The sequence below is a fragment of the Mycobacterium sp. E3298 genome (assembly GCF_001666895.1).
Lineage (GTDB): Bacteria > Actinomycetota > Actinomycetes > Mycobacteriales > Mycobacteriaceae > Mycobacterium.
Window position 1 is genome coordinate 1 of record NZ_LZJB01000242.1, and the last position, 11,651, is coordinate 11,651.

An 11,651-nucleotide genomic window follows, 5' to 3' on the forward strand; every position below is an offset into this window, starting at 1 on the left:
TCAAGACGCAGCTACGTCGCCTCGAGGACGACGTTCGCGTCGGCTGGCTCGAAGACTCGCCGTCGGCTCGGGCCCGGCTCGGGCAGGCCTACGTGGAGCTGCGGGCACTGCAGATCAAGGTCATGAGATCGCTCACGGAGCGCCAGAACGGCCGGCTTCCCGGGCCCGAGGGTTCGGTGGACAAGTTGCTCATGACACGTGCCGACCAGTTCTTCGCCCACGCCATGATGGACCTTTCGGCCAGCGGCCCGCTGCTCACCGAAGGCCTGGAATGGGATATCTACGTGTGGTCGCGCGCCGCGGGCATCTACGGCGGAACTGCCCAGGTCCAGCGCAACATCGTCGCCCAGCGGGTGCTGGGCTTGCCGCGCGCCTGAGTGGAGCGGGGTCAGCCCTGTGGGTCCCGCGTCAGGTGCTGGTAGGCCTCCTGGAGCCCGTTGAGTCGTCGCATCAGGGTCGCGTCCTGATCATCCGACGCGCCGAGTTTGGCAGCGACCTCGGCGATCTCGGCGGCGAGCCGTTCGGCCGCCTCACCTTTGGTGAGCAGGTCCTGGTCGGCCCAATCGTCGTGCGGGATGCGCGACTGTGGGCTATCGGATGTTGTCATGGTCCTCCTTGATGCGCCCTGTTCGTTTGGGCTCCGGCCACCATCGGCGCTATAGTCAAATAGTCAGAATCTGTTCACTTGTACCGTATCGCACGACTTCGAGAGACGACTCCCACAATGCCGCTGCAACCTTCGATGAAGCTCCTGTCCGTCGATGATCACCTGATCGAGCCACCGCAGGTCTGGGCGGACCGACTGCCGAAGAAATTCCTCGACGCCGGTCCCCGCATCGTCGATTTCCCGCGCGACGGGGCTCCGCCGGTGCAGCAGTGGGTCTACGAGGGCAGGGCCTATCCGAACATCGGGCTGAATGCCGTCGCCGGCAAGTCGCCGGAGGAGTTCGGTGTCGACCCAATCCGCTACGCGGACATGATCCCCGGGTGCTACGACCCGAAAGCCCGACTGGCGGACATGGACATCGACGGCGTGCACGCCATGCTGTGCTTTCCGTCCTTCCCGCGCTTCTGTGGCACCGTCTTCCTGGAGGGCGAGGACAAGGAACTCGCCCAGTTGTCCGTCCAGGCGTGGAACGACTTCTCGCTCGACGAATGGTGCGCCACCGACCCCGCCCGCTTCATCCCGATGGCGATCACACCGCTGTGGGACGCGGCCCTGATCGTCGCCGAGATCGAGCGGGTGGCGGCCAAGGGCGCACGGGCGATCGGGCTGCCGGACAACCCGACCAACTTGAAGCTGCCCAGCTACCACACCGCGTACTGGGAGCCGGTGTGGTCGGCGCTCGAAGAGACGAACCTGACCGCGGTGATGCATTTCGGCAGCGGCGGGTTCCCGCCCCAGACCGCACCGGAGGCACCTTTCGCGGTGATGATCACCTTGATGGGCACAACGTCCATGGCCGCGGCGACCGAGCTCATCTTCTCGCCGGTGTTTCACAAGCACCCGAACCTCAAAGTCGCGTTCTCCGAAGGCGGCGTCGGCTGGATGCCGTACCTCGTCGAACGCGCGGACTACGTCTGGCGCAAGCACAAGTTCTACCAGAACATCCACCCCACGGTGGCGCCGTCGGAGCTGTTCCGGCGCAACATCTCCGGATGTTTCATCGAGGACGAAGTCGGCATGTCGATGCGCCACCAGATTGGGATCGACAACATCACCTGGGAATGCGACTATCCGCACTCCGACTCCTTCTGGCCCAAGAGCCGCGCGCGCGCCGAGGAGATGCTCGCCGACGTGCCCGACGAGGAGGCCGCCAAGATTGTCGAACTCAACACGCGGCGCTGGTACGCCTTCCCCGAGGACGGCTTCAAGTCCTGCACCGCGGATGCCGGGTGGCGCCCCAACGGCGGCAACCCGCCGGAGTACGACTACGACGAGGTCATGGCCGGCCACGGCGGCATCGGATTCGACGCATTCATAGACAAGATGGAAGAGCAGAAGTCTCACAAGGTCTGACGCGCACGGAGCTTCAATCGACCGGGACGGCGATGTCGGTCGAATTCGCCCGTCCGCGTAGCACTTTGGAGTCGACGACCCGCCATCGGTGCGACTCCTCCTGATTGGCCATGTCCAGCGCCACGGCGGACGCGGCGACGCCCACCGACAGCTTGGCGACGTCGGTGAGCCGCGCCGCCTCGTTGACCGGGTCGCCGATCACCGTGTACTCATAGCGGCCGGGGTGGCCGACGTTGCCGGCCACCGCCATGCCGGCCGAGACGCCGATGCCGGCCCTGATCGGCGCGCCGGGCGGATTCAAAATCCTGTTGAGTTCGCGCGCCGTCGCCAGCGCATGCGCGGCGCGGTCATCGTCGTCGAGGGGGGCGCCGAAGATCGCCAGCGCGGCGTCCCCTTCGAACTTGTTGACGAAGCCCCGATTCGCTTCGACCGCGTTCACGACCATCGTGAAGAAGTCGTTTAGCGTCGCCAGCAACTCGGGCGGCTCCAGTGTGGTGGCCAGTCGCGTCGAGCCGACCAGATCCACGAACAACACCGCCACTTCGCGGTTGACACCGCCCATCTCGATCTCGTCACCGGCGGCGGCGAGTTGCTCGGCCAGACGGGCCACATCCTGGCCGACGTGGCGGCCGAACAGGTCGCGCAGCCGTTCTCGTTCCCGCAGTCCGGTCGCCATGGTGTTGAAGCCCGCCTGTAACAGCCCGAGCTCGGAGGCGTCGAAAACGGCAACGGACACGTCGAATTCGCCGCGCTGCACGCGTTGCATGCCGTGCCTGACCTCGTCGATGGGATCGGCGATCGTTGACGCGTTGAATGCGGCGACCACCAGGCCACAGGCCATGGCGCAACCCACGAGGACGAGTACGACCAGCGCAAGCCGATGAGCGGAGTACTCGACGAACAGGGCGCTCGCGGCGACGAGCATGACCATCAGCGTCGGTACTCCCGTTCCGATCACCCAGGCGCTCACCGCTCGCAGCCGAAGACCCGGCCCCCGTGGCCGTGACGGCGGGTCTTCGGTGAGCAGCCTGGCCGCCGTCGGCCGCAGCGCAAACCTGCACATCCAATAGGACAGTGCGGTTGTCACGACGGCACCGAGCAGGATCGACACTCCCAGGGTTGCGGCCAGCCAGGGGGTGCGAAAATTCGTGAGTACGAATATGACGGCGGCCGCCGACCATACCGTTCCGTGGATCACGGCCATTCTCATCGGGATGGCCAGGACGACGCGGCGCGCGGTGGCATCGTTGGCCCCCGCGGGCAGGCCCAGCAAGGTGTACCCGCATATCGCGGCCAGCGGCAGGGCGGTGCCCGAATAGCAGACGCCGGCAACGATGTTGACCAACATCACGTGGTGTTCGCGGAGCGCCGCACCCGTCGGCAGGGCCCACGCGGTCAATGCCGCGATCAGGACCGAGCCAGTGACGGTCGGGACGATCGCCCCCGATATCACGAGCGATTTGCCGGCGGGAGCGAACGGCGAACGCAGCCGGCGCCGGACGGGCTTCACGGCGACTGCCGGGCGGCGGTCGACTTTCCCCGCCAGCTCTCGACACTGACGAGTCGTCCCGATGATGCCAACGTCATGAACACGGTGTCGCCGTCGGGGCTCAGCGCGACGTTTGTGGTCATCGGATCGTCGGCGGGAATCGCGCCCAACAGCTCGCCGGTCGGGGAGATCACGGTGACACCGCCGGTCCCGAGGGTCGCGACGAGGATTCTGCCGGCGGCGTCGACACAAAGCCCGTCCGCCCCTCCGACATTCAGCGGGCCCCCGCTGGGCACCGTTGCCAGACCGCGCGCCCGGGTCACCATTCCGGGGCCGTCGAGCGCGAATTCCCAGACCCGGCGCGTTCGCGTCTCGGCCACGTAGAGCAACGCCCCGTCCGGGGACAGGGCCACGCCGTTGGGCATCTCGAGTGGGTAGACGATCTCGCGAAGCCCACCGTCGACGGTGCCGTAGAGCAGGCCGGTCATGCCGCGGTTGCGGCCTCGCGTGACTCCGCCGTCGGTGACGTAGAAGCCGCCATCGCCGTCGACGCAGATGTCGCTGGGCCGCATCAGCGGCAGCGTGCCGCCTGAAAGCGCGGTGAATTCGGTGCACAGGGTGCTGACCCGACCGCTGGCTTCGATCAGCTGCAGCGCGGGAGTGACTGGGTGGTCGGGCGCCCCCACCGGCCGGAAAAGTGTTGCACAGCCGACGAAATCGTAGGGCCACGGCCCGAGTCCGAAGGTGGAGCCGCCGTTCTGGCAGACCACCAGCCGACCGTCCGGAAGCCGGGCCACCCCGTTGGGGCCACCGCCGGTCTCGGCGACCGTCTCGGTGACACCGTCGGGGCGGACGCGGGTGATCCTGCCGGCCGCCATCTCCGACACCACGACGGAGCCGTCGTCGTAGACGACCGGGCCTTCGGGGAAGGAGAGCCCCTCGGCTAGGCAACGGCCGGAGCTCACGGCCGCGTTTCCCCGTCGGCCTTGCTCTGCCACCAAGCCGTGAAGACCGGGTCGCTCAGCGGCAGGTCGCCGACGCCGGTCTGGTTTCGTGGCCAGGCTGCGGCTTCTTGTGTCAGGGGCGACGGCCGGCGGCTGACGCCGTAGCACAGGTGATGCCTTCGGTGCAGGAAAAGCCAACGCCCGCAGTGCCGCTCGTAGCGGTCCTCGTACTTGATGAGCTGTTCGACAAACCCCTCGGCGTCGGTCTGGGCGAAACACTGGGCCCAGACCTGCCCGCGGGCGCGGTCCGCTGTGTCCAGCTCGACGAGGTGGTTAGCGACGAGGATGACCGCGAATACGCTCCCGTCGACGCTGGCCGACATCAGCCGGCGCAGCGCCTCGGGGCCCTCTCCGTGCTCGCCGAACCGGGCGTGCGGGACGAACAATTCGGCCATCGCATCGACGTCCCGCGTTTCGATCGCGGCGGCGTAACGGAAGGGCAGTTGACGAATTTCCTCCTTCGCCAACAGGTCCCGAATTTCGGTGTCGTGCATCGGGGCTAGGGCACCGGGGTCGAGGGGCCGAGTACGTAGCGCCCCGATTGCGGATGGTGATACCAGCCGCCGGCCGCTGATGTCCCGCCGTCGACGTGCAGCGTCTGCCCGGTCACGTAGGCGCTGAGGTCACTGGCGAGGAAGATTGCGGCTCCGGCCATTTCATCGACGTGGCCCGCGCGGCCCATCGGCACCATGAGTTTGGCGTTTTCGACCCCGTTGGGCGCCATCTTCTGCAGGCTCTCGGTGAGCGTGAAGTCGGGCGCGAGCCCGTTGACGCGGATGTTGTGCGGTGCCAATTCAAGCGCGGCGGTCTTGGTGAAGTTGACCACGCCTGCTTTGGCCGCGGCGTAGGCGGCAAACCCGGGCGCGGCGCGGACCGCCTCGATGGTGCTGATGTTGATGACGCTGCCGCCCTGTCCCGCCTCGACCAAGGCCCGCGCTACGCGCTGCGTACAGAGCAGCACCTGCGTCAGATTGATCCGGATCAGGGCATCCCAGCCGTTGGGCGAGGTGTCCAGCAGGCCCGACCAGAAGACCCCGCCGGCATTGTTCACCAGGATGGTCGGAACCCCCAGCGCGTCGACGGTCGTGGCCAGCGCCGCGTCGACCTGTTCGGCGTCGCGCACGTCGGTGACGCACGCGAGGCCGCCGACCCGCGCGGCCACCTCCGTGGCACTCGGCTGGTCCTTCTCCCAGATGGCCACCCGTGCGCCGAATTCGGTGAGGGCCTCGGCGATGGCGCTTCCGATCCCACCGCCCCCGCCCGTGACGACGGCGACCCGGCCGTCCAGCGACGCGGCGTTTCGGTGCAGCGTCATGCGCGTCTCTCAGCGTCCACGAAAGTCCGGGTCGCGTCGCTCGGTGAAAGCCGCCATGCCCTCGGCGACGTCGTCGGTCGCGGCGACCTGCTCCACCAACAGCGCCTCGGTGCGAAACGCGGCATCGCGGTCGACGTCGAATGCCTGATTCAGCATCGCCTTGGCCGCCGCCAGCGCACGGGTGGGCCCGCTGGCGAGCCGTTGGGCCCAGGCGGCCGTCTCGGCTTCCAGGTCATCGGCGGCGACGACCTTATTGACCAGGCCGATGCGCTCGGCCTCCGCGGCGGAGAGCTCCTCGCCGAAAAGCAGCAGCTGCTTTGCGACGTTGAACGGAACCTTGCGCGCCAGCAGATAGGCGGCACCCCCGTCCGGTGCGAGCCCGCGCCGCGCGAAAAGCTCGATGATGCGAGCACTTTCGGAGGCCACGATGAGGTCGCACGCCAGCACCATGCTGGCGCCCACCCCGGCGGCGGTCCCGTTGAGCGCACACAACACCGGCTTCTCGCAGTCCAGCAACGCCGACACCACCGCCTGAGACCCGGTACGCAGAATGCGGGCGGCGTCGCCCGCAATGCGGTCCTTCTTGGGCTGCATTCCCGGGTCCCGAAGATTCGGTCCCGTGCAGAAATGCTTGTCACCGCGGCCGGTGAGCACCACCGCCCTGACGCCCGCGTCGTCGGACGCGGAGCGCAGGTTTTCGATGAGGGCCTGCTGCACCGCCCGCGTCACCGAATTGCCGGCCTCGGGGCGGTCCAAGACCAACCAGAGCACCGTGCCTTCGGTGCGGACGGCGAGGTCGGGTGTCACAGCCGCATCGGCACGCTGGCGGGGCCGCGCACGGAATTCGTGTGCACGTACGTCACGGCATCACCGTCGACGTCCCAGGTCGGGAAACGCTTCAACGTCTCTTCCAGCGCCACCCGGGCCTCGAGGCGGGCCAGCGCCGCGCCCAGGCAGAAGTGTGAACCATGGCCAAAGCTGATGTGCCGGATTCCCGTGCGCTCGACGTCGAGGACGTCGGGGTTCTCGTATTGGCGTTCGTCGCGGCCCGCCGACCCGGTCAGCAGGGCAACGCGCGAGCCCGCCGGGATGAGCGTGCCGTTGTAAGTGACGTCGCGTTTCGTGTAGCGGCCCTGTACCGGCGAGGGGGCGTCGTAGCGCAGCAGTTCCTCGACGGCGTTGCCGATCAGGTCGGGCCGGTCGACCAACTTGGCCCGCTGGTCGGGGTATCGCGCCAGTGTCAGCGCGGCCCACCCCAGCAAGCGGGCAACGGTCTCGTTGCCGGCGACGTTGATCATCGCGATGAACATCAACACTTCGCCATCGTCCAGGCGGCGGGTCTCGCGGCCCGCCTGGACCAGGTCGGAGCTCATCAGGTTGCCGACGATGTCGTCGGTCGGTGCGGCCCGCCGTCGCTGAATCTGATCGGCGTAGTAGCCCAGCAGTTTCACGTTGGCCTGCTGGCCCTCCTCATTCAGCTCGGTCGTGCCCTCGTCGCGATGCAGCTGGGCATCCGACCACTCGCGCAGGTTGTCGTGGTCTTCCTCGGGGAAACCCAGCAGCGAGCTGATCACCATCACCGGGAGCTTCATCGAGAAGTCGCGCACGTAGTCAAAGCCGTCGGTGCCGACGAACGCATCCAGGTAGGCGCAGCACAGCGAGCGGACCCGGTCCTCGAGCTGGGCGACTTGAGTGCGGAAGAAGGTGCGATTGACCATCTTTCGCAGTGCGGTGTGGTCGGGTGGATCCATCATGATCATCGCCCGGGGCGGCGGCCAAGGCTCGTCGGTGATCGCGTCGAGGGTGATCCCGTGCGACGAGGAAAACGTCTCGGTATCCAGCGACGCTTCCATCACGTCGGCGAACCGGCTCAAAGCGTAGAAGCCGTACTGGTCGTTATAGTAAGTTGGCGCTTCGTCGCGCAGCCGTTTCCAGACCCCATATGGATTCTCGTGCAACGCGCGGTCGAACGGATCCCAACGTAACTCGATCGTCGTCATCGGCACCGTCCCTTCCCAAAGAACACTAATACATTATCTGTATAGTTGCACCATGCTGACGGCGTGGTGATCGTCTGCCCGGTGTTGAGGAGGACGAACGATGGAAACGCGAGAACTCGAGCACGTGATCTACCAGAAAGATGGCCCGATCGCGCGGATCATCCTCAACAACCCGGACGCCGCCAACGCCCAGAGCTCGGAAATGGTCCACAGCGTCAACGAGGCGCTTGACGATGCGCAGTACGACTATGACATCAAGGTCGTCATCATCAAGGCCAACGGCAAGGGGTTCTGCTCCGGTCACATCCCCACCGGTGCGTACCCCGAATTCATGGCCGAACTGCAAGCGTCCGGCAAGGTGTGGCGTTCCGCCGCGCAGTTGTTTTTATGGCCGGTGCTGAAGCTGTGGGAATTCCCCAAGCCGGTGATCGCCCAGGTGCATGGGTATGCGATCGGCGGAGGTACCACCTGGGCGCTGATCCCCGAGATCACGGTGTGTTCCGAGGACGCGTGGTTTCAGATGCCCCTGGTGCCGGGGTTCGGCCTGCCGGGCGCCGAGACCATGTTCGAGCCGTGGGTCTTCATGAACTACAAGCGGGCCGCCGAATACCTCTACACCGCCCAGCGATTGAGCGCGGCGGAAGCGCTCGAGTTCGGTCTCGTAAACCGGGTGGTCCCGGCCGACAAGCTTGAGGCCACCGTGGAGGAACTGGCCACCCAAATCGCCAAGGCGCCGCTCATCACGTTGCAGGCCGTCAAATCCGGCGTCATCCGCGCGTGGGAGACGATGGGGTTCCGCACCCACCAGCAGGCCTCCAACGACCTGCAGGCGATGGTGACCGGCAGCAAGGAATTCCAGGAATTCATGGCGGAGCTGATGAAGAAGGGCTCCAAACCGACCGAGCGCATCTAGCCATGCCGTGCAAGCCCCTCATCCAATTCGGCGGTGACGAGAGCACCGAGGCGCTGCGGACTTCGATCCGCGAGTGGCTGGCGGACAACCTCGCCGACGAGTTCCGCCGCACGGCGGCCAATCCCGACTACCTGCCGCGCGACGCCCACGAACGTGCGGTCTCGTTCTGCAGAAAGTTGCACGAGCAGGGCTGGTTCGTGCCGCACTGGCCCGCCGAGTACGAGGGCGGCGGACGCGGGATCGTCGAACAGGTGGTCATCCGCGAGGAACTCGCTTATGCGGGCGCACCGCTGGTGAACACCAACGGAGTCAACATGCTGGCACCGGTGCTGTTCAAATACGGCACGCCCGAGCAGAAGGCCGAGCACCTGCCGGCGATCGCCCGATCGGAACGCATGTGGGCACAAGGCTATTCGGAACCTGAGGCCGGCTCGGATCTGGCGTCGCTGCGCATGACGGCCCGGCGAGACGGCGACGAGTACGTCCTCGACGGACAGAAGACGTGGACCAGCAACGGCGTGCTCGCCGATTGGATCTTCGTCCTGGCGCGCACCTCGCCCATCGAGGACAAGCGCCAGGCCGGAATCTCGTTCTTCCTCGTCGACCTGGAAAGTCCGGGAATCACGCGCCGGCCCATCCGGTCCATGACCGGGTATCCGACCTTCGCCGAGGAGTTCTTCGACGGTGTGCGTGTGTCCGCCGCCAACCTCGTCGGAGCCGAGGGGCAGGGCTGGACGGTCGGGAAGGCGCTGCTTGACGCCGAACGGTCGAACGTCACCAGGGCGGCCCAGGCGCAACGCTACCTCGATGAGCTCATCGACTGGTGCCACGCGCAGAAGGGCTCGGCGCACGATCCGCTGTCCGATCCGGCCAACCGCATCGCGTTGGCCCGCGCCGTCGAACGCGTCGAGGTGGGCCGCGCCCTGTCGTATCGCGTAGCGCACCTGCAGGCGGCCGGCGCACTGGATCCCGCGCTTCCGTCGTTGTCGAAGCTGTATCACTCCGAACTGACCGCCGAACTGCGCGCACTCGGGGCCCAGATCCTGGGTCCGGCAGGCGAACTCATGCCGGACGATCCCGACGCGGTGCTCGACGGGCACTTCTCCGAAGGCCTCTTGCTGTCCTTGCTCCACACGATCGGCGGCGGCACCAGCGAGATCCAGCGCGATCTGATCTCGACTGTTGGCCTCGGGATGCCGCGCTGACGTCAGGCGTACCCGGCCCGGCCCTTGGCGGCCGCCGAACGTTGTTGCGCCACGGTCGCCATCGCCAGTTCAAGCGGATGGAAGGCGGCGAGCTGGGCGGCCTCGGCGGAATTGATCAGCCGCTTCGTCATCTCCACCGCCCCCGCATCGGCTCGGGAGATTTCGTCGGCGATGGACAGGGCGCGGCTGACGGCGGATCCGGGTTCGACGATCTCGGTCACCAGCCCGAGCTGCTCCGCCTCGCCGGCCGGCAATCGTGTTCCTCGCAGCAGCAACGACGCAGCGCGGTTGCGGCCCAGCTGCTGCGTTAAGCGCCAGGCCAATCCGCCGTCGGGCACCACCGCACGCGCGACGAACGGGGCGGCAAAAAATGCGTCGGAAGCGCACACGACGAGGTCGCACGCCAGCGCCAAGCTCCAGCCGAGGCCGACGGCCGCACCCTCGACTGCTGCGATCGTCGGTACCGGGACAGCTTTGAGTTGTTCCATTACGCGTTGGGCGTGCTCGACGCGGCCGGCAGGGCCCAATGGACCGTCGCCGCGTGCCGGCCCGGTCTTCAAATCCCCACCGGCGCAGAAGAAGTCTCCGGCGCCGGCTAAGACCAACGCGCGGTCGCCGTACGCAACCACTCCGCCGAGCGCGATCGACAGCTCGGTCCAGGTTTCGTAACAGAGGGCGTTGCGCCGGCGTGGCCGATTGAGGAAGAGGACGGCGATGCCGCCACGGTCCTCGCGGCGAATGAGCGGATCGCTGTCCGTCACTGTCGGCCGAGGAACTTGTCGATGGCGGCCCGGTGTTCGGGCGTGGTGAAACACTCGGTCTCCGCGGAGATCCCGTATTCGAGGATGCCGGTGATCGCGCGCTGGGCGTGCAGGTTCAGCGTTCGTTTGGTGTCCTGCACCGCCCTCGGTGGTAACGCGGCCAGGCGGTGGGCGATCGACAGCCCCTCCTGCTTGATCTCCGCGTGCGGCACGACGCGGTTGGCCAGGCCCAACTCGACGGCCTTGTCGGCCTTGATGCGTTCGCCGAGCATCAGGTATTCCTTGGCCTTCAGCAGGCTCATCAACAGTGGCCACAGCACCGACCCACCGTCACCGGCGACCAGGCCGCTCGCGACGTGAGTGTCGGCGAAGAACGCGCGGTCGGACATCAGGACGATGTCACACAACACCGCGATGCTGCACCCGAAGCCGACCGCGGGCCCGTTGACGGCCGCGACCACAGGCAGCGGAAAGTCGATCATGTCCCGCACGATGCGGCGGGCGTCGCGCATCCCGGCGCGGCGTGTCACCGGGTTGTTGACGTGGGTTTCCAGCCACTCCACCAGGTTTCCGCCGGCGGAGAAGTAATCGCCCGTGCCGGTGATCAGCACAGCCCGCGCGTCGGCATCTTCGGCCAGCGTCGCCCACAGTCTCGTGAATGCCGTGTGCATTCTGTTGTTGACCGCGTTGGCGTCGTCGGGGTTGTTCAGCGTCACGATCCGGACGGGACCGTCGGCGGCAACGAGGATCTCGTCGCACCCGGTCAGTTCCGACGTGCCCCGCGGTAACTCGGTCATGGGCGGTCAGCCGTCCTCGTGCGGCGCCAGCCACGCCGGTCGTCGGGTCTGGACAAACGCGTCTCGATCGCGGCTGACCGCCCAAGCCGGAGATCGCTTCTGCAGGAACGCCGTGAAGGCCTCGATCTGTTCGGCGGTTCCGATCGA

Annotated in this window: 13 protein-coding genes; 4 read left to right on the top strand and 9 right to left on the bottom strand. The window is 67.0% G+C overall.

From position 1 onward, the window contains the following. The coding region (locus tag A9X05_RS11265; RefSeq protein ID WP_255369126.1) for an acyl-CoA dehydrogenase family protein at positions 1–377 on the top strand (377 nt) is incomplete at its 5' end. 11 nt (positions 378–388) lie between these two features. Here the strand turns inward: A9X05_RS11265 and A9X05_RS11270 are convergent. Further along, positions 389–607: a hypothetical protein gene (locus A9X05_RS11270; protein WP_067781345.1), complete on the bottom strand. Its 219-nt coding sequence runs from the start codon at positions 605–607 to the stop codon at positions 389–391. Between the two features lie 117 nt (positions 608–724). On the opposite strand from A9X05_RS11270, the gene A9X05_RS11275 reads away from it, so the two are divergent. Beyond that, on the top strand, positions 725–2,020 hold the full coding sequence (locus A9X05_RS11275) for an amidohydrolase family protein (RefSeq protein WP_067781348.1): 1,296 nt from the start codon (positions 725–727) through the stop codon (positions 2,018–2,020). Between the two features lie 13 nt (positions 2,021–2,033). Here the strand turns inward: A9X05_RS11275 and A9X05_RS11280 are convergent, their stop codons facing one another. From A9X05_RS11280 to A9X05_RS11305, 6 genes are read right to left on the bottom strand one after another with little or no spacing between them, the layout of a single operon-like run. Beyond that, on the bottom strand, positions 2,034–3,530 hold the full coding sequence (locus A9X05_RS11280) for an adenylate/guanylate cyclase domain-containing protein (RefSeq protein WP_082970939.1): 1,497 nt from the start codon (positions 3,528–3,530) through the stop codon (positions 2,034–2,036). Further along, positions 3,527–4,474 (bottom strand): SMP-30/gluconolactonase/LRE family protein, encoded by a 948-nt coding sequence (locus tag A9X05_RS11285; protein ID WP_067781350.1) that lies wholly within the window; start codon positions 4,472–4,474, stop codon positions 3,527–3,529. The genes A9X05_RS11280 and A9X05_RS11285 overlap by 4 nt, the downstream gene beginning before the upstream one ends. Beyond that, the gene (locus A9X05_RS11290; RefSeq protein ID WP_067781353.1) at positions 4,471–5,007 is read right to left on the bottom strand and encodes a nuclear transport factor 2 family protein; all 537 of its coding nucleotides are present in this window, start codon (positions 5,005–5,007) and stop codon (positions 4,471–4,473) included. The genes A9X05_RS11285 and A9X05_RS11290 overlap by 4 nt, the downstream gene beginning before the upstream one ends. 5 nt (positions 5,008–5,012) lie before the next feature. Beyond that, a complete protein-coding gene (locus tag A9X05_RS11295; RefSeq protein ID WP_067781356.1) occupies positions 5,013–5,828 on the bottom strand; it encodes an SDR family NAD(P)-dependent oxidoreductase in 816 nt (271 codons plus the stop codon). A gap of 9 nt (positions 5,829–5,837) precedes the next feature. Then, positions 5,838–6,635 (bottom strand): enoyl-CoA hydratase/isomerase family protein, encoded by a 798-nt coding sequence (locus A9X05_RS11300; RefSeq protein WP_067781359.1) that lies wholly within the window; start codon positions 6,633–6,635, stop codon positions 5,838–5,840. Beyond that, entirely contained in the window at positions 6,632–7,828 is a 1,197-nt protein-coding gene (locus tag A9X05_RS11305) for a cytochrome P450 (protein WP_067781362.1), read from the bottom strand. Before A9X05_RS11305 ends, A9X05_RS11300 begins: the two co-directional genes overlap by 4 nt. Positions 7,829–7,928: 100 nt before the next feature. Here A9X05_RS11305 and A9X05_RS11310 point away from each other — a divergent pair, with 100 nt between their 5' ends. Both A9X05_RS11310 and A9X05_RS11315 read left to right on the top strand, forming a co-directional pair. Next, positions 7,929–8,741, top strand: a complete 813-nt coding sequence (locus tag A9X05_RS11310) for an enoyl-CoA hydratase/isomerase family protein (RefSeq protein WP_067781365.1) — start codon at positions 7,929–7,931, stop codon at positions 8,739–8,741. A gap of 2 nt (positions 8,742–8,743) precedes the next feature. After that, positions 8,744–9,946, top strand: a complete 1,203-nt coding sequence (locus A9X05_RS11315; RefSeq protein WP_067781368.1) for an acyl-CoA dehydrogenase family protein — start codon at positions 8,744–8,746, stop codon at positions 9,944–9,946. A gap of 2 nt (positions 9,947–9,948) precedes the next feature. On the opposite strand, the gene A9X05_RS11320 is transcribed toward A9X05_RS11315, so the two are convergent. Next, positions 9,949–10,707: an enoyl-CoA hydratase/isomerase family protein gene (locus A9X05_RS11320; protein ID WP_067781371.1), complete on the bottom strand. Its 759-nt coding sequence runs from the start codon at positions 10,705–10,707 to the stop codon at positions 9,949–9,951. Further along, positions 10,704–11,504 (bottom strand): enoyl-CoA hydratase/isomerase family protein, encoded by an 801-nt coding sequence (locus tag A9X05_RS11325; protein WP_067781374.1) that lies wholly within the window; start codon positions 11,502–11,504, stop codon positions 10,704–10,706. The genes A9X05_RS11320 and A9X05_RS11325 overlap by 4 nt, the downstream gene beginning before the upstream one ends. Between the last annotated feature and the right edge of the window lie 147 nt (positions 11,505–11,651).

What these genes read in the sequence shown, in the direction of transcription:
- A9X05_RS11270 (WP_067781345.1), bottom strand. Translation starts at nt 607, where the DNA reads ATGACAACATCCGATAGCCCACAGTCGCGCATCCCGCACGACGATTGG.
- A9X05_RS11275 (WP_067781348.1), top strand. Translation starts at nt 725, where the DNA reads ATGCCGCTGCAACCTTCGATGAAGCTCCTGTCCGTCGATGATCACCTG.
- A9X05_RS11290 (WP_067781353.1), bottom strand. Translation starts at nt 5,007, where the DNA reads ATGCACGACACCGAAATTCGGGACCTGTTGGCGAAGGAGGAAATTCGT.
- A9X05_RS11295 (WP_067781356.1), bottom strand. Translation starts at nt 5,828, where the DNA reads ATGACGCTGCACCGAAACGCCGCGTCGCTGGACGGCCGGGTCGCCGTC.
- A9X05_RS11305 (WP_067781362.1), bottom strand. Translation starts at nt 7,828, where the DNA reads ATGACGACGATCGAGTTACGTTGGGATCCGTTCGACCGCGCGTTGCAC.
- A9X05_RS11310 (WP_067781365.1), top strand. Translation starts at nt 7,929, where the DNA reads ATGGAAACGCGAGAACTCGAGCACGTGATCTACCAGAAAGATGGCCCG.
- A9X05_RS11315 (WP_067781368.1), top strand. Translation starts at nt 8,744, where the DNA reads ATGCCGTGCAAGCCCCTCATCCAATTCGGCGGTGACGAGAGCACCGAG.
- A9X05_RS11325 (WP_067781374.1), bottom strand. Translation starts at nt 11,504, where the DNA reads ATGACCGAGTTACCGCGGGGCACGTCGGAACTGACCGGGTGCGACGAG.